This is a genomic window from unidentified bacterial endosymbiont (genome assembly GCF_918320885.1).
Taxonomy (GTDB): Bacteria; Pseudomonadota; Gammaproteobacteria; order Enterobacterales.
Map to the genome: position 1 here is coordinate 1,351,068 of NZ_OU907312.1, position 18,029 is coordinate 1,369,096.

An 18,029-nucleotide genomic window follows, 5' to 3' on the forward strand; every position below is an offset into this window, starting at 1 on the left:
CACTATCCAGCTATTGAGAGCGCGCCACAGTTACCATGGCAGGGCGCAATAGCCGACCCTGTAAACTATAGCCTTTCTGCATGACGGTAACAATATGATTGGGCTGGAACTCCTCTGAATCGACTAGGGTCATCGCTTGATGCCATTGGGGATCAAAAGGGGTTCCACATGCTCCAACCGCTTCAACCTTGAACTTATGCAAGGTATCCTGCAATGATTTAAAGGTCAATTCAATCCCTTCAATCATTGGCATTGCCGCGGTATTGTCTCTATCAGCCAACGCCACAGCTTGTTCAAAGCTATCGAGAATCGGCAGCAGGGCCTTGACAAACTTTTCTAAAGAAAATTGATAGGCTTTTTCCAAATCTTGGTCAAAGCGGCGTTGCAGATTCTGCTTTTCTGCGAGCATCCGCAGCTGGAGCTCACGCTGCTGCTGTTCATACGCCGCCAACTGTGCCAGAAGCTGTTGGATCTGTTGCTCCTGAGGAGCTTGCACTACTGAGTCCGGCTCTCCTACCTCAGCAGGTTTCTCAAGCGATGCCTCATCAGCAGTGTGTTGTGAATTTTCAGTGGTTGCTGGTTGCACGTGCTGTGGGTTATTCATCGGTAACTTTGCTCCATTATTCATCATTGTCTCCGCCATAACAGCATGACTAGCCTGTGACGTACTAATTAGCTTATTATGGGGTCAGACGCGCGCATTTCAAGCATTCTCTGTGCAAGTTAAGCAGCCATTTTCAGTTTTATTGGACAAGCCAGTGATGGACAAGTCATGGATAAAGATTTTAAGATTATTGCTCTAGTGGGCTTACCTCGAAGTCACCACGGCACTACAACGCACGCCTTGCTGTATGATTGGCTCAGCGCTGCCGGCTATCAGGTACTTCTAGAACCACAAGTAGCCCAGGCATTAGGGGTTAACAACGACGGGGTAATGCCGCTCTCTGATCTGGGACAACAAGCAGATTTGGTGGTCGTTATTGGCGGTGATGGCAATCTGCTCAGTGCTGCACAAACCTTGGTGCAGCACTCGACCCGGCTGATTGGCGTTAATCGTGGCCATCTTGGTTTTCTAACCGATCTCGATCCCGATACGGCCCAACAGCAACTGGCGGCCGTATTGGCTGGTCACTATCAACAAGAAGAGCGCTTAGTTCTTAAAGCCAGCGTGAATACGGCTGACCAGCAGTGTCAACAGCACAGTTTAGCCCTTAACGAAGTGGTATTGCATCCAGATCAAGTAGCCCATATGGTTGAATTTGAGGTCTATATTGATAACCGTTTTACGTTTGCCCAACGGGCAGATGGCTTAATTCTCTCGACGCCAACCGGCTCAACCGCCTATTCACTGTCTGGTGGCGGCCCTGTCTTGTCGCCGACACTGAATGCAATCCTATTGATGCCGATGTTTCCCCAGTCGCTCTCGGCCCGTCCACTGGTCATTGATGGTGACAGCTGCATTCAACTCTGTTTCTCAGCGCTGCCACACAATCCTACCCTAAAACTCAGCTGTGATGGCCATATTACGCTACCGATCCGGCCAGACGAGCACGTGGTCATCCAAAAAAGCGTACACCAACTCTCTTTAATTCACCCGCTCGGCTATGACTATTTTAATCGCCTCAGTGCTAAACTGGGTTGGCTGAAAAAATTATTTTAACGAGTTAGCTACTGTTGAGAGATAAGGCTTCATAGGAGCAACCATTGACTGCCATCACTACCCCCAAAAACCGCCTTGTTTGGGCAGACAGTCTAGCCCAATGATCAGTTAGGAATACTACCCGGATCCCCGAAGTGGTGCCTGGTTGACTGGCCGCTCTCCTACGAATATTAATAGGTTGATAAAATATGCCTTGGATTGTATTAGGAGTTGCAGGTTTATTCGAAATAGTCTGGGCCATCGGTCTAAAATACACTGACGGGTTTAGTAAGCTTTGGCCCTCTGTTGGCACGATAACAGCGATGGTGATCAGTGTATCCCTGCGGCCGCTATGAAATCGTTACCTGTAGGAACTGCTTATGCAGTCTGGACAGGAATTGGTGCCATTGGAACAGTTATCATGGGGATTTTATTATTGGACGAGGTGGCTTCAACCCCCCGGTTGGTCTGTATTGGATTGATTCTGACTGGCATTATCGGGTTAAAACTTTCTGCTTCCTAGGGGCGATGGTTTCATCAATGACCTTAAAACATCAACAGCCACTGGGCATTTCAAGGCATTTCATGCATGATAAGAGCGTTATTTCAAGCGGGTAGCCCCAAGTCAAAGGATGAGATGGCCCTATGCTAACGCAGTTAACCATTCATCACTACGCCCTGATCCAAGAGCTGCACATAGATTTTGACACAGGGATGACGGTGATCACCGGGGAAACCGGCGCGGGCAAATCGATTCTCATCGATGCCCTAGGGCTCTGCCTCGGCGAGCGGGCTGAGTCCACGTTAGTCCGAGCTAACAGCGTCCGCGCTGATCTCTCAGCCTGTTTTCAAGTAGCTAGCAATCCCCAAGCCTACCAGTGGCTAGTTCAACAGCAGCTGCAGCGTGACGAAACGTGTATTCTCCGCCGCACCCTCACAGCCGATGGCCGTTCACGCAGCTTTATTAATGGCACTCCAGTGCCACTGACACAGTTACGGGAACTTGGCGACTGCTTAGTACAAATTCATGGTCAACATGAACATCAGCAGCTGCTTAAAAATCGTCATCAGCGGAAACTACTGGATCAATTTGCCCAGCATCCTGATTTGGTTGAAGCTCTACACAGTGCCTACCAACAGTGGTCAACCACCCAGCGATACTGCTTACAACAGCAACAGCAGGCTGAAGCACAGGCCGCTCAAGCGGAATTACTGCACTATCAATTACAAGAATTGCAGGAGTTTGCAGCACAACCCAATGAGTATCAACAAATTATCGAGGAGCATCAGGCATTAGCCCGTTATAGTGAACGTTTACTGCTGAGCCAGCAGTTACTCCAGTTGCTGGTAGAGGATGATAATCATAATCTCTCACAGCTATTATCCCAAGCCATTCAGCAGATGCGGCAGCTGCTACAGCTGGATGATCGTTTATCTGAACTACTCAGCCTGCTGGAAGAAGCGGCCATTCATATTACTGAAACGGCTCATGCATTACAGGACTATCCTGACCGTTTAGTACTTGATCCAGAACGCTTAGCTTATTTAGAACAACGCCTGGCTAAAACCATTCAATTAGCCCGTAAACACCAGATTGCTCCTGAAGCGCTGCCTGAGCGACAACAGCAGCTGCAGCAAGCTTGGGAAGATTTAGAGCAGCGAGCGGTTGACCAACAAGCGCTTCAACAGCGGTTGCTGGCTGATCAGAGTGCCGCCCAGCAGGCCGCCGCAGTGCTGACGAGCAGCCGGCAACAAGCCGCAGAGATCCTCGCGCAGCGCTTAACCACCACACTGCAGCACCTGGCTTTGCCGCACGCGCAGTTTGCTATCACCGTGACCCCCGCTCTACCTGATCAACTGGCCACACAGGGAGGCGACCGGGTAGAATTTCTAGTCACCACTAATCCTGGACAGCCCCTGCAACCTTTGAGTAAAGTGGCCTCCGGTGGCGAATTATCTCGCATGGCACTAGCCATTCAACTACTGACTGCTCATAAAAAAGCCACCCCTTCCCTAATTTTTGATGAAATTGATGCCGGTATCAGCGGTCACAGCGCTCTAGCAGTGGGTCAACACCTACGTCAATTAGGTGAAATTACTCAAGTGTTCTGTGTCACCCATTTACCCCAGGTAGCGGGTTGTGGTCACCATCATGTATTAGTGAAGAAACAGAGCCACGGGGCTGAAACGATCATTCAACTACAACCACTGGAACTGGATCAACGGTTACAAGAGTTAGCACGGCTAATTGCCGGAGCTGTCATTACACCACAGACTTTAGCCACTGCGCGCGAACTGTTGGCAACGGGCTAAAAAAACACGTACCCTTTTACATTGGGCGCAAGCTTCATTATGATTCTGATCTTAGCAGACAAATAAGGTTTGTAATCGATGAGGTGTAGTCATTTAATTTCTATCAGTATTCTGGTGACATTACTGGGCACTACGGGTTGTTCAACGCTCAAACGGCTTCTCTACCGCATTGACGTGAACCAAGGCAACTACTTGGAACAGCACAACGTCAAACAATTGAAACGCGGTATGACCAAAGAGCAGGTACTCTTTTTATTAGGGACTCCAGCGCTCCGTGATCCTTTTACCCAGGATAACAGTTGGCACTACCTGTTTCGTCAACAGTGCGCCCATCAAGTGGCCACCCAGAAAAATTTGAAATTGACTTTTAATGCTCAAGGTCACTTAGAACGCATTGAGAGTGACTTTCCATGGCAAAATCCCCAGTTAAAGTCACCGAGCGCTGCTCAACAATCCCGAAGCACTCGAGCCGCTCACTAACGGCTAGCCGCCGGGGGAACCAGAAGACAATAGATAAAACATGGGCGCTGTTACTCACTCAGGGTAGTCACCCGGTGGGATAGCGCCCACGACGGAGATCAATTAAAGAGCATCTCTATTTTTTTGCTGCAGCGCCCTTGCTCGGCGGATCTCACGTGGATCAGCCATTAACGGTCGATAGATTTCTACCCGATCGCCAGCTTGTACGCTATCAGTCAACGCCTTGTGGCAGCCATAGATCCCGACCCGATTTTTGGCTAAATCAAGGTTAGGATAGCGGATCAAAACCCCGGACTTTTGGATCACCGTAGCGATAGTGCTCACACTAGGGAGCTGCAACGTCACCATAAACTGCTGGAGCGGTGACTCGGCATACACCAGTTCAACTGTAATAGTGGCAGCCATAGAGCACCGCAGCACGTTGGGTAAAAGCCATCGTCATACGACTAACCAACTCCTTAAATAAGCAACCAAACAGATAATCAAGCCGAGGGCTATTCAGTTCAAACTGTAGGTCGAGCGTTATCTCACAAGTTTGCGGCGTGAAAGGCCGTAGATACCAGCCGCCGCTGAGGTGGCGCAAGGGACCGTCAATCAGCTGCAGTGTAATAGATTCGTTGGGGATCAAGTGATTCTGAGTGGTCATCGTTTTTTGAATCCCTGCAAAGCTTAACCACAGAGAGGCCATCATTTGATGCTCCTGCTGTGCCAATACCTGAGCTTTGATGCAGCCTGGCACAAAAGCGGGGTAAGCTGGAATATCATTGATCAGCTGATACATTTGTTGTACGCTGTGGTCAGCGTGTACCGTGCGTTTAATAGACGACATCTTGGTAGGAGAGAGTGATTAGCCTCATAGGCAGGATAACACCACTGCATTGATAAAGCGAAGTTTTGTAGTCAATGCCTGCTTTTTTGCTAATAAAATCTCTGGCTTGCCTTCGGTAATTGCCTACAACCGACCACCTATTGGCCTTATGGATCAGTCACCCTATCATGTCTAAACAGAGTGCTCAGAAATCTAGCGACGCCCGGGTTATTGCCCAGAATCGACGTGCGCGTCATGACTATTTTATTGAAGAGACCTTCGAGGCAGGTTTAGTCCTACAGGGTTGGGAGGTTAAAGCCCTTCGTGCGGGAAAAGCCAATTTGAGTGATAGTTATGTTCTGCTAAAAAATGGCGAAGCCTGGCTACTCGGTAGCACTATTACACCACTTAGCCTGGCCTCTAGCCATGTTGTCTGTGATGCCACCCGCACTCGCAAGCTGTTACTAAAGCAACGAGAGCTCAGTACCCTTTATGGCAAAATTAATCGGCAAGGTTATACAGCGGTGGCCCTCTCCCTCTACTGGAAAGGTGCCTGGAGTAAAGTCTCTCTGGGTGTTGCCAAGGGCAAAAAAGAGCATGACAAACGAGAGAGTATCAAAGATCGGGAGTGGCAGGTTGCCAAAGCACGTTTGCTAAAATCTCGTTAATCAATAGTGGCTTTCCACTACGCTAGTCCTTTGTATACTTAATGAAGCGACTAACGTGAACTTGACGCCAGCTTGCTAACAGCTATACTATGGAGCACTTGGGGCTGATTTTGGATTCGACGGAAATTACGATCTTCAAGGTGCATGCCGAGGTGCGGTAGGCCTCGTAAAAAGCCGCAAAACAATAGATGTAAACGACAACGTTCACGCCTACAACACTGATAATGGGGTGTTGCTCGCCGCTTAACTGCGGCTAAGGCCCACCCGCTCGACACCTGTCTGCAGTGAAGAGCAACGTGGTGGTCATAATTTAGCAGGCTCGCGTTTAAGCCGTGCTTTAGGCTGAAGGCGTTAAAACTAAATAAGCTCTATCTCTGGTAGCCTGCCGATCGGCGATCACAGACGAAAATAGATGATCAGGCTAAGCATGTAGTACTAAGAAGTGAGGGTTTACGGACGCGGGTTCAAATCCCGCCAGCTCCACCAATCTCCAGGCCTCAGCCGTTCTCTGCTGAGGTTTTTTTTCGTCTAATCCCACGCCATTGGGCAGGTGCTGCTGATCGTTCCGGACTTTGCCTTCCAGATCCCCTACCCCGTTAAGCCCCCATTTTGCTCTCTGCGAGCCCATGTTCTCCAAATCGAGAGCGCCGAGAATTTTCGAAGTCCGGAAGCGCCTGTTTTTTTATTCCTTATAAATCAATAGATGACTTACAGACCCAGCGACCCTGTTTATTCCCAGCATTGCCTAGCAGCGTGAAATCACTAACCATCCATTAATATTGTTCAATCATTAATTTTATTGTCACACCAAAATATTCCAGCTAGAATTTCACCTCATTACGGACTTTTCGGTTTATCACCAGGGAAGGCATCGCGTTGTTATTTTCCAACCTCACTACGCTTTGGCTGCACCGCTTATTTGGCCTTAACGCCATCAGACGCTCCCTTATCTCACTGATCCTGAGTGCCCTGCTAGGCACCTCACTACCAGCCTCTGCGGTAGCGCCCGAGCCTGCTGCCCAACAGCAGCAAGCACGTGAACAGGAGCGTGAGCTGCGGCAACAGCAAGAGAGCGTCCCTGATGTACAACTACAGCCGACCCCCTCACCCGAGCTACTGCAGCGCCTTCCCAGTGATGAAACCCCCTGCTTTAAGATTAAACAGCTGCAACTCCAGGGCGAGGCCGCTCAGCAGTTTCAATGGGCCTTAGCCGCCGCTCACCGCGCGGGGAGTGCTCCAGATAGCCCGCTGGGTCGCCGGCTGGGGGCTAACGGCATCAACTTGATCCTCAAGCGGGTGCACCATGCCATCGTGCAGCGCGGCTTTATCACCACTCAGGTGGTGGCAGAGCCACAAAACCTGGCCAGTGGCACCTTGGTGCTCACACTCATTCCTGGACGCTTGCATCGTCTCTATTTTTCAGAAAAGTCTGATAAGCAGGCTAGACACTGGAACGCCCTGCCCGCCAAGCCTGGTGATCTACTCAATTTACGGGATATCGAGCAAGCCTTAGAGAACTTTAAACGACTCCCCAGCGTTACCGCCACCTTCCAAATTGCCCCTGCCAGCGATCCAGAGGCTCCAGCGGGCACCAGCGATCTGATAATCACCTGGCAACAGCAGCTGCCGCTACGCGGAACGCTCTCTTTAGAGGATTCTGGCAATCCGCTGACTAAAAAACACCAAGGGGGCTTTACCCTAGCCTACGATCAACCCTTGGGGTTCAACGATCTATTTTATATCAATCTGCATCAAGGCTTCGGTGGTTGCTCGGTAGGCCGGGGGATCACCCGCGGGCATACCCTGCACTATGGGCTACCCTGGGGCTACTGGTTCTTAGAGTTCACCCAGACGCAAGAGGCCCATGACTACAGTCAACGGCCCGATCGCCTCGATCTACGCAGCGGCAGCAGCGCTCGTTCAGAGGCCCAACTGGCCCGCCTGCTCTACCGCGATGCCCGGCGTAAAACCACCCTCTCCTTCAAAGGCTTTCGCCGGAACAATCACAGTGGCTATAAACTTTTAGGCATCGACTCACCTCTCCAGCGGCACGCGCTCGGCGGCTGGGGCAGCACACTGGCGCATCGGGAATTTATTGGCAAGGCGATCCTCGATGCCAGCCTCAGTTATCAACGGGGCACCGGTGCTTTTGGTGCCCAAGCGGTTCCTGAGAACACCCGGGAGGGAACCCCGCGCTTTAAAGTGATCACTCTAGAGCTCTCCTGCAAACTGCCGGTGCAGATTGCACAGCTGGCCTGTCACTACCACGGCAATTGGAACGCACAATACAACCGTACACCATTGCCTCCCTCAGAGCGCTTTAGTATCGGCAGTCGCCACACCGTCCGGGGTTTTGGGTATAGTGATCCGCTGCTCCCACTCTCCTCGGAGCGCGGTTGGTGGCTACGCAATGAGTTTGGCGTCGCCTTGGGTCACACCGGCTCTGAGCTCTATCTGGGGCTGGATTATGGCAAAGTCAGCGGCCCACTCGCCCACGATTTAACAGAGGGCCGCCGCCTCGCCGGTGCCGCCCTGGGTCTGCGGGGCAATTTAAAAGGCCTAAGCTATACGCTGTTTACCAGCTGGCCACTGAAAACAACCAAAAACTTTACCGGCGCCCGCCATCTCTGCGGCTTTAGCCTGCTCTACAGCTTTTAGGAGCACGCTTGCCAATACCGTGGTCCAGTCATAAATACCCTTGATAGGGACATTAGGAGTCAGGTATGAATCAGCGCTGTTTTCGGGTTATCTTCAATCGACCACGCGGCCAAGCGATCGTCGTCGGCGAACTGGCGCGGACGCCAGGTCACGTGAGTAGCGCTGGCAGCGTGCCCAGACAGTCCCGGTGGCGCTGCTGTACCCTGCCTCTCGTTTTGATCGTCACCCTCGGCTGGATGCCTGGAGCGGACGCCACTATCGTCGCCGATGCCAACGCCCCAAGCGCCCAACAGCCCAACGTCGTCACCGCCCCCAATGGGGCCTCACCCCTGGTCAATATTCAAACACCCAATGCCGCCGGGATCTCACATAACACCTATAGCCGCTTTGATGTCGAGCCAGCAGGGGCCATTCTCAATAACAGCCGCCAAGCGGTGCACACCCAGTTAGCCGGCACTATCGCTGGCAACCCTCACCTCACCACTGGCCCCGCCCAGATCATTCTGAATGAAGTCAACTCCAGCAACCCCAGCCTGTTGCGGGGCTTTATCGAGGTGGCCGGGCAACGAGCCCACGTGGTCATAGCCAATCCCTCAGGGATTTATGTCAAAGGGGGTGGCTTTATCAACACCAGTGGCGTCACCCTGACCACCGGTACCCCACAATTGCAAAATGGGCACCTCGACAGCTATCGGGTGACCGGTGGTCTCATTAAGATTGATGGCGAGGGGTTAGATACCCGCTCCGCCGACTACACCCACATCTTCGCCCAAGCAGTGCAACTGAATGCGGCAGTGCACGCCAAAAAACTGAGGGTCACTACCGGCAATAACCTCGTCAAAGTGGATAACGGTCAAGCTACTCCAATCGCCAGTAGTACTGAAGCGCCTGAGTTTGCCCTTGATGTCGCTAAACTGGGTGGTATGTATGCCCATCATATTTTCATCGTCGGCACCGAGAACGGCGTGGGGATGCGCAATAGTGGCCTGTTGCAAGCCAATGCCGGTTCACTCTTCCTTAATAATCAAGGCTTACTAACGAATAACGGGACTATCCAGAGTGACGACACCCTCAAACTGGAGATCGCAGGCCTGGATAATCGCCAAGGGCAGATCAATTCAGTCGGCTCAACACTGAAGATAACGAGTAGCCAACCTATCAACAACCATCAGGGGCAGTTACGGGCCACTAAAGCATTACACTGCCGCAGTTTGGCGCTGCGCAATGTTCAAGGCGTCATCACCGCAGGTACGCGACTTACCGTCGATACACAAAAACAGGCGGTGGATAACCGTCAGGGTACCCTGAGCAGCAGTGGCAAACTCCAGGTACGGAGCGGTGTGCTTAATAACCACCAGGGGTTACTACAGGCTGGCAGCACACTCACCGTCAATACTCACGGGAAAACACTTATCAACAGCCACTCCGCTACTCAGCAAGGGATTGTCGGCCAGAAAATCAGCTTAACCACCGGCCAGCTGCTGAATCGTCGGGGTGTCATCAACGGCCAAAACTTGAGGATTGAGAGCAGTCGCTTGAGTGGTCAGGGTCAACTTAAGGCTACCGGCGATCTACAGCTAAGCCTTACCAGCGAGCAGCCCCAAGATCTCACAGGAGTTCTACAGGCCAATGGTCAGCTGACACTCACCGCTTTCGGTGAACTGAACAACTATGCTCGGCTAGAAGCGTGCGCTCAGTTAACAGCACAAGCCCCTATCCTGCGTAATCAAGCAACCGGGATTATCCAAAGCCCACAGACGCTAGTGCGGGGTGGAGATATCCCGGATGGTGAGGTACAAAACCGCGGGCTGATTGATGGCAAGAGCGTTGAGGTGCGCGCTACCACCATTAATAATCTGGGTGGCGGCCAACTGAATGGAGATCAGCTGGCGATTGGGGCCAGCCACACGCTGAACAACCAGGCCGCTACCATTGCTGCCCGGCAGCGTTTAGTGATCGGCACCCAGCATCTGCACAATGACGACCACGCGCAGATCGCCAGTCAGGGCTCCGCAGTGATTGGTAAGCAACTACTTGATCAGCAACAAGTGACGGGTCAAGCCCTCACTCTGACTAATCAATCGTCAACGATTGAGATCCAGGACGAGGCCGATTTCACGATCGCTACCATCAATAACGATGCCGAAAGTGCTATCCACGCTGAAAAGCAGCTGACTATCCACAGTGGCAGCATCAATGGGGAGGGACCGATCACCTCGGGGAGTGATTTGCAGGTGACTCTCACCAGCGATCAGCCGAAAAAACTGGACGGGCAGCTCAAGGCCAAGAACAACCTGGTACTCACCGCCAACGGTGAACTGAATAACTACGGTCGGCTGGAAGCGGGGGAGCAGTTAACGGCACAAGCTTATATTTTTCGTAATTATGGTCCGGGGATTATTCAAGCCCAACAGACACTAGTGCGGGGTGGCGACACCCAAGATGGTGAGGTACGAAACCGTGGATTGATTGATGGGGAGCATGTGGAGATACGCGCTAACTTTGTCAACAATTTTGGTGGCAGTCGGCTGTACGGAGATAACATCACTATTGGTGCCCACACCACCCTGAACAACCACTCAGAGTGTTTTGATGGCGTTAATTGGTTGCCAGCCACCCTTGCCGCCCGTCAGCGCTTGGTGATTGGCGCAAAGTATATTCACAACTATAAGCATGGTGCACTCATTTTTAGTGGGAACCCAGCCGTTATCGGTGAAAAACTGGTCAATAAAAATGAGGTGACTGGCCAAAGCTTTGCACTAAATAATGAGTCCGCTACCATAGATATCCAAGGTGACGCTCATTTCAACATTGGTATCTTCAATAACCGTGATATCCATTTTAAAAGCCGTGAGGTGCAAGTCGGTTATAGTGCTGGATTACGACGTACAGAGCCTAGTCCACGTACTGATAGACCGAATGATTACACCGCATTTGATTACAGTATCAAGACGACTGAAAAGCAAATAATCCATCGAGATCCCGCTAAAGTATTGATTGGTGGTAACTTGAGGCTGACTGGAAATAGTTTCAAAAACGATAAAAGCCAGGTAGTGATGGGTGGAACCATGACTGGCTCTTTGAAGACGATCAATAACGGTGAACCTGAGTGGATCCGGAAGGTTGAATATTCTGGCACTTCAGAATTTACCTATACCGAATGGCGGGGTGGCTTTAGGCAACGAACTGATCGCTGCTGGGACACACCTTTGCCCTATTATGACTGCAAAAAAACCCCCATCCAGCTTGCCGTAGAGCAGCGCAACACCCGCCCGACGGGCAGTGGCCTACAGATCGCTGAACGGACGGAGCTAACCTTACAGCCCACTGACCATGGGCAGTTAGCACCGTTCAACCCACTGCCAGCCATCAGCGAAGTGGCCGCACTGGCGCGCCATCCTAGTAGCGGGCTAGCGATGGTGATTCGCAGTAGCAATGCCCCGATAATCCTGCCCACCAGTGGTCTGTTTACCATTGATGCCAGTGCCAGCAATCGCCCATTGATTACTACCGATCCGCGCTTTATCAACTATCACAGCGGCTTCAGTACCCAGCACCTACTCCAGGAGCTCCGCCTGAACACGGAGGCCCTACCCAGACTCTATAGCGATAGTTTTCACGAGCAGCAGCGGCTACGTGACCAAGTCATCGAATTGACAAACCACCGTTTTTTACCCGGCCATCACAGTGATGCCCAGCAGCAACAGGCCTTAGTCACCCAAGGAATTGCTACTGCCCGAGCACTACAGCTTACCCCAGGTAAACCCCTGACGACCACCCAACAAGCCCAGTTGACTGAGGCTATTGTCTGGCCGGTAGTTAAGCCGGCCACCTTGACATCTGACCAGACGACCGAAGTGTTATATCCACAGGTCTATATCCCGATAGTCGCTCACTGATCTTGCCACCTTTTTTTAGACACAGAGAAGAGAAACCTTAAGCGACCTGGGATAACCAATTTTTTTCAAAATTTACAGGAGACAGATAGCCTAGCGTTGAGTGCCGTCTCTGTCGGTTATAAAACACTTCTACGTATTCAAAAATGCTCAATTTGGCTTGTTCTCTGCTCTCAAAACGTTCAAAGTGGGTGTGCTCTGTTTTTAAGGTATGGAAAAAACTCTCTGCTACTGCATTGTCATAACAATTGCCCGTACTACTCATGCTAAGCGTTATCTGGTGATGCGCCGATACAGCCTTGAATCCTTTGCTGGTATACTGGCTGCCTCGGTCGGAGTGGTGGATGAGACCTGCAGCAGGCTTCCTCCGTGTTATTGCCTGGCGTAATGCTGCGGCTACTAACTCGGTGGTCATGTGAGCTTGCATATCCATCCCCACGATACTACGAGAGAACAGGTCCAGTACGATAGCAACATACAACCATCCCTCTTGGGTCGGAATATAGGTAATATCTGCTGCCCAGTATTGATCAGGGCGAGTGGCTGTGAACTTCTGCTTGAGTAAATTAGGCGCCACTGCGGCCTTTGGATCGACTATTGTGGTTACCTTAAATCGTTTTTTCATCTTAGCCGCAATATGGGCTGCTTTCATTAGCCGACAAACCCGTTTGCGTGAACAGCGCTCACCTCTAGCTCGTAACTCAGCATGGATACGTGGGCTACCGTAAATTTGGTTGCTTATGGTATAAACCTCTTTAATTTCAGATATTAAACGCTCATCCTCACAATAGCGCTTGGATGGCTCAGCCTTGATAAACTGATAATAGCCACTGCGGGATACACCTAACACGTTGGACATCCTCTCTACGCTGAATTCCCCAGCATGCTTTTGCATAAACTGGTATTTTACTTGCGGGCCACTGAGAAGATGCCCAAGGCTTTTTTTAGGATATCCCTCTCTTCGCGTGCTATCGCCAATTCTTTCCGCAATTGACTGAGCTCAGCATCAGACGCTTTCAGGTATCCTTTGCCCGGGAAAGCCTCTGCACCATCCTTGTTATGCTGATGGACCCACCCTGCCAATGTACTCTTGGGAACTCCCAATTCCTCGCTCAATTGACAGAGCGTTTTACCAGTGCTGTGATACAGCTTTACCGCATTCAGCTTGAATTCCTTATCATAGCTCCTTGATTCCCCTTGATTCATAACTTCACCTCAAAAAGTAACAAAAAATTATACGCTTTGTTCCTCTTCGTTGTGTCCGTTAAAGGGTAGCAAGATCAATCACCTCACGGCGCGTGGTGATATACATAACCAAGGGGGCAACTTCGGCGCCGAGAAGCACCTCCGGCTTCGTGCCAAGCGGGACTTTATCAACCAGACGGTCACGCACACCAGCAAGACGAGTAGCGACCGTCCAGGCTATCATGAGAGCCATTGTCACACCACCCTAGGCCAGCGGGCAGGGCTGTATGTCCTGCAACCACAAGGGGTACTAGAGGCCGCCGCGGGGCGCGATATCACCCTGACCGCCGCCCGCGTCCTAAATGCTGGGGTGGATGGTCAAACCCGATTCACCGCCGGTCGTGATATTAACCTTGGCGCGGTCCAGGTGGGGGAGCAGCATAAACACATCGATCATTACTACACCCAGTCGCAAGGCAGCAGCCGTGATGTGGGTAGTCAACTGAAAACCGCTGGCGATATTAGCTTCCAGGCTGGCCATAATTTCACTGCCATAGCTGCCCAGTTAAGCAGTGGCATCCGTGTGAATCATTCAGGGGCTCTCAGCCTCAGGCGGGAGCGTGACCCCGCTATGACTGCTCCTAGCAGCAGCGAAGAGAGCCTATTGCCGGCTGAGTCGCTAGCAACAAGCAGTGCCGACCCCCAACGTGCCACTGGTAGTTTGCGTATTCAGGCTGGCAATAATATCGATATCCAAGCAGGCCAAGCAAGCCACCATAAGGAAAGCCACTGGAGGGGAAGCGATCGGTCGGTAGCTGGCCAGGAGGTGCTAGCCCAGGAAGCGCAGCTGGCAGTAGAAGCGCCGCAAGGTGAGCTACAAGTGGCAGCTCAACAGGATGTTTGCTTGAGCGCCGTGCAGCTCAGAAATCGTGGCGCAGCTGGCCACACCACCCTCACCGCCGGCCGCCATCTCACGCTAGATACCCTGCGTAGCGAAGAACAGCAGAGCAGGGTCCAGGATGCCGACAACTTTCTACACCAAAGTCGCACCGCAGCGGTGGGCAGCTCAATACAAACTGTCGGTGATGTGCGCTGTCAGGCTGGTGAGCGCTTCCAAGCCACCGCCGCTCAAGTGAGCAGCCGTGATGGGGCTGTGCAGGTGGCAGCTACTCAGCAGCTTGAACTCCTCAGTGGCGAAGCTACAGAGGATTATGATCATGCCACTAAGCACACCGAAGAGGGTTTTTTTAGTAGCAAGACCATCCGCACCCGTGATATTCGCCACCAAAGCATGGCCCTTGGGAGTAGTTTCAGCGGCCGTCAGGTGACAATGATTGCTGGGGATCAGGCGAAAAAAACCGGTCAAGGCCACATCAGCGTGGATGGTTCCAGCGTGGTGAGTGATCGACAAACCACCCTGGTCGCCAACACTATCAGCATCACCAGCGCCGAGAATCACCAACAGCAACACTACACTCGGCAGGAGAAAAAAAGTGGCCTATTCTCCACGGGTGGGGCCTCATTTTGTATTGGCAGCCAGCGCCAGAGCCTCGAGCAGCAGCGGGCGGGCATTACTCATAATAGCAGTAGTGTCGGCAGCTTACAGGGCGATGTGACTATCCAGGCCCTGGAGCACTACCAGCAGCTCGCTAGTCAGGTGGTGGCTCCGCAAGGCAATGTTGAAATCACTGCCGCGGAGCTCGCTATTTTGGATGAGCACAACCAACTGCAACTCACCCAGGAAAGTAGCAGCAGCACCAGCGGCTTCACCGTGAGTGTCAGCAACCCGGCCCTGAGCGCTCTCCAAACGGCTAAACAGCTGCAGAGTGCCGTCAGCCAGACCAGCGATCCACGGATGCACGCCTTAGCCGCCGCGGCCGGTGGCCTGGCCGCTAAGAACACCTATGATGCCCTGCAGTGCAAGCCGCAACAGCTAGGTGGAATTAACGTCACCGCCACCTTCGGCAGTAGTGAAAGTCACAGTGAAAGCAGTGAGCACCACACCACCGCCCAGCGCTCGCTGGTGGCCGGACAAAACCTCCTCATTCAAGCAAACAGGAGAAATGCCACGATACAGGGCGACCTGCAAGCCAAGGAGCGAGGACTGATAACCGCTGCCGGCGATCTGAAACTGCTGGCCAGTGAAAACCGCAGCCGGCAGAAAAGTAGTCAGAGCTCCAGCAGCCACTCATTCGGTGTTGGCCGAGGCCTCGTAATGGGGATGAGTGAAGGCGAAGGCAGCAGCCAAGGGGAGAGCTGCAGCTACCAGCTCGCCCAGGCGCGGGCCGGCCAAAAAATCGAGTTAGAGAGTGGTCGCAATATCCTCGCGCAGGGGGTGGTGAGCGCCCAGAACGTCAAAGTGCGCTGTGGCGCCAACTGCACGATTGAAAGCCTGGAAGACACCGACCACCAGGAGGGTGAACAGCGGCAGATTGGGATAAACCTAGATATCGGTCCCATGGCGAGTGGCAGCGTTAATTTCAACCAGAGTAACTACCACCATGATTTTGCCAGTGTCCAGCAGCAGGCAGGCATCGAAGCGGGCGACCTGGGTTACCAAGGGGATGTTAAACTCAATACCCACCTGGGAGGCGGCGGCCTCAAAAGCAGTGCAAAGGCAGTGATCAACAACCTCAATCACTGGGGGACCGGTACCTTAACCCAAAGCGCGATTGAAAACCGTAACGACCATGATGCCCAGAGCATCAGTGGCAGCATCGGTTTTAGCCAACATCCCCAGAAGCCAGGGCAGCCCGCCCTGCAGGATGGAGGTGTTGGCAAAAACCAGTTAGGACAAGCCGCGCCAGGAGCCCTGCAGGTACCCGGCAGTGGGCTGCCGAGCCACCATGGCCTCTCCGCTACCATACCCATCGTGATGAACGCCAGTGGCCACGACCGCAGTACCACCCGCAGTGGTATTAGCGGCGCCGGGCAATCCGTCACCCTTACCAATCCCGCTGCTCAACTAGCACTCACCGGCCAAACTCCAGAGCAGGCCATCGCCGCCTTCGATGCCAGCGTCACCAGTGATAAGGACAGCAGCAACGCACTATCCAACAGCTTCAACCTAGAAGAGATAAAAGCGGGCTTCCAGATTGTCGAGGCCCTCACCCGCGAAGTCGGCACTTTCCTAGACAATCGAGCTAAGGAGCAGACGAAAACGCAAACGGACTTAACCGAGGAGCAAGGCAAAGCGCTCGAGCAGCAAAATACCCAAAAAATAGCAGCGCTACAGGAGCGCTTACAAGAGAACCAGCTGTGGGAGATGGGCGGCAAAGGACGTATTCTGATGAGCGCCCTCTCCCTCGCCGCCGGCAGTAATATCACCGGCAGCACCGGCCAACTGTTGCAAGCGGCCACCGTCAACGTCATTCAAAGCTACGGCGCCCAGCAGATTAAGCTGCTAGCCGACAGCATGAACAGTGAAGTGGCCCGCACTGCCCTGCAGGGGCTACTGGCTGGCGCTGGCGCCGCCGCCCAAGGACAGAGCGCCACCCCCGCGGCCCTGGGGGCCAGTGCCAGCGTGGTCCTGAACAACCTCATAGACAGCGCCTATGGGGAAACCAGCAGCACTCTCAGCCTAGCGAAGCGCGAAGCCCGCAAAAACCTCGTCTCCACCCTCATCACCGGCACCACCCACGCCCTCGGCGGCGAGGCCGCCCTGGCCAATGCAGCGGCAACTATTGAAGCAGAGAATAATGCCGTTTTTGCCCCGTTAATTCCTGTTGCCCTGGGGACCATGTGGATAGCTGATAAGGCACTGACTGCTTACTACATCCACCAAGATGTTACTGCTCTACGTAGTGGTGAAAAAACTCTAGAACAAATTGCTCTTGAGCGCGGCGAGCAGTACATTATCGGAGCGTTGGTGGGTAACCTGGCCGGCCATGGCTACAAAGCCATCAAACAGGGTGGAAAATGGGTTGCTAAGGCCATCAAAGAGGGTACACACCACGGCCCACAGCTAGCTACGGCTACGGCAGGTGCAACCCAGCAATTTAGCCGGCAAGCTGGACAGATAAATAGCCGAACCCATGGCATTTACCAGGTCAATCGTCCTCAGCCTTCCGTTAATCCAGTAAATAAAATATGGAGCGTCAAGGGACGAATTAAAGAGGCTCAGTTGCCAACCAAGGGGAAAATAAGGTTTGTTCCACGTGAAGGTTATGCACCAAATGAATCGCTGCGCAGGAGTGTAAACAAGGGATATATTGATAGGTTCGGTAACGAATGGACTAAAGGCCCCTCTCGTACAGCAGGGCAACCATTTGAATGGGATGTTATTTTTTCAGATAGAGGGCAAAAGCAATTGGGGTGGGCTAGCCGTGATGGAAAACATATAAATGTCTCCTTAGATGGCAAAATAACTCATAGGTGATATT

The 18,029-nt window shown here is 52.5% G+C and carries 12 protein-coding genes, 1 other RNA gene and 1 pseudogene; 9 read left to right on the plus strand and 5 right to left on the minus strand.

Annotated features, from left to right (window positions below):
• Nucleotides 1-10: 10 nt before the first annotated feature.
• Nucleotides 11-604 (minus strand): nucleotide exchange factor GrpE, encoded by a 594-nt coding sequence (gene grpE / locus NL324_RS06870; RefSeq protein WP_253306869.1) that lies wholly within the window; start codon nt 602-604, stop codon nt 11-13.
• 168 nt (nt 605-772) lie between these two features.
• Between grpE and nadK the strand changes: the two genes are divergently transcribed.
• From nadK to bamE, 4 genes and pseudogenes are all read left to right on the plus strand, one after another.
• Entirely contained in the window at nt 773-1,660 is an 888-nt protein-coding gene (nadK, locus tag NL324_RS06875) for an NAD(+) kinase (RefSeq protein WP_253306870.1), read from the plus strand.
• 188 nt (nt 1,661-1,848) lie between these two features.
• Nucleotides 1,849-2,162, plus strand: a pseudogene (sugE, locus tag NL324_RS06880) (quaternary ammonium compound efflux SMR transporter SugE).
• A gap of 122 nt (nt 2,163-2,284) precedes the next feature.
• Nucleotides 2,285-3,952, plus strand: coding sequence for a DNA repair protein RecN (gene recN, locus NL324_RS06885; protein WP_253306871.1), 1,668 nt, complete (start codon nt 2,285-2,287; stop codon nt 3,950-3,952).
• A 78-nt stretch (nt 3,953-4,030) separates the two neighbouring features.
• Nucleotides 4,031-4,432 carry an outer membrane protein assembly factor BamE gene (gene bamE, locus NL324_RS06890; RefSeq protein WP_253306872.1) on the plus strand — a complete coding sequence of 134 codons (402 nt, stop codon included), beginning with the start codon at nt 4,031-4,033 and terminating at the stop codon, nt 4,430-4,432.
• 102 nt (nt 4,433-4,534) lie between these two features.
• Here bamE and NL324_RS06895 read toward each other — a convergent pair whose 3' ends face one another.
• A complete protein-coding gene (locus tag NL324_RS06895; protein ID WP_253306873.1) occupies nt 4,535-4,837 on the minus strand; it encodes an RnfH family protein in 303 nt (100 codons plus the stop codon).
• The gene (locus NL324_RS06900; RefSeq protein WP_253306874.1) at nt 4,815-5,261 is read right to left on the minus strand and encodes a type II toxin-antitoxin system RatA family toxin; all 447 of its coding nucleotides are present in this window, start codon (nt 5,259-5,261) and stop codon (nt 4,815-4,817) included. Before NL324_RS06900 ends, NL324_RS06895 begins: the two co-directional genes overlap by 23 nt.
• Before the next feature lie 167 nt (nt 5,262-5,428).
• Between NL324_RS06900 and smpB the strand changes: the two genes are divergently transcribed.
• From smpB to NL324_RS06920, 4 genes are all read left to right on the plus strand, one after another.
• Nucleotides 5,429-5,908: an SsrA-binding protein SmpB gene (gene smpB, locus NL324_RS06905; RefSeq protein ID WP_253306875.1), complete on the plus strand. Its 480-nt coding sequence runs from the start codon at nt 5,429-5,431 to the stop codon at nt 5,906-5,908.
• Between the two features lie 100 nt (nt 5,909-6,008).
• Nucleotides 6,009-6,394, plus strand: a transfer-messenger RNA (tmRNA) gene (gene ssrA, locus NL324_RS06910).
• 390 nt (nt 6,395-6,784) lie between these two features.
• Nucleotides 6,785-8,566 (plus strand): ShlB/FhaC/HecB family hemolysin secretion/activation protein, encoded by a 1,782-nt coding sequence (locus NL324_RS06915; RefSeq protein WP_253306876.1) that lies wholly within the window; start codon nt 6,785-6,787, stop codon nt 8,564-8,566.
• Nucleotides 8,567-8,631: 65 nt separating this feature from the next.
• Nucleotides 8,632-12,465, plus strand: a complete 3,834-nt coding sequence (locus NL324_RS06920) for a two-partner secretion domain-containing protein (RefSeq protein ID WP_253306877.1) — start codon at nt 8,632-8,634, stop codon at nt 12,463-12,465.
• A gap of 37 nt (nt 12,466-12,502) precedes the next feature.
• On the opposite strand, the gene NL324_RS06925 is transcribed toward NL324_RS06920, so the two are convergent.
• Both NL324_RS06925 and NL324_RS06930 read right to left on the minus strand, forming a co-directional pair.
• Nucleotides 12,503-13,453, minus strand: coding sequence for an IS3 family transposase (locus NL324_RS06925; RefSeq protein ID WP_366516351.1), 951 nt, complete (start codon nt 13,451-13,453; stop codon nt 12,503-12,505).
• Nucleotides 13,369-13,668: a transposase gene (locus NL324_RS06930; RefSeq protein WP_253305847.1), complete on the minus strand. Its 300-nt coding sequence runs from the start codon at nt 13,666-13,668 to the stop codon at nt 13,369-13,371. The genes NL324_RS06925 and NL324_RS06930 overlap by 85 nt, the downstream gene beginning before the upstream one ends.
• A gap of 49 nt (nt 13,669-13,717) precedes the next feature.
• Here NL324_RS06930 and NL324_RS06935 point away from each other — a divergent pair, with 49 nt between their 5' ends.
• Complete coding sequence (locus tag NL324_RS06935; protein WP_253306878.1) at nt 13,718-18,025, plus strand: polymorphic toxin type 17 domain-containing protein; 4,308 nt, start codon at nt 13,718-13,720, stop codon at nt 18,023-18,025.
• The last annotated feature ends 4 nt before the right edge of the window (nt 18,026-18,029 follow it).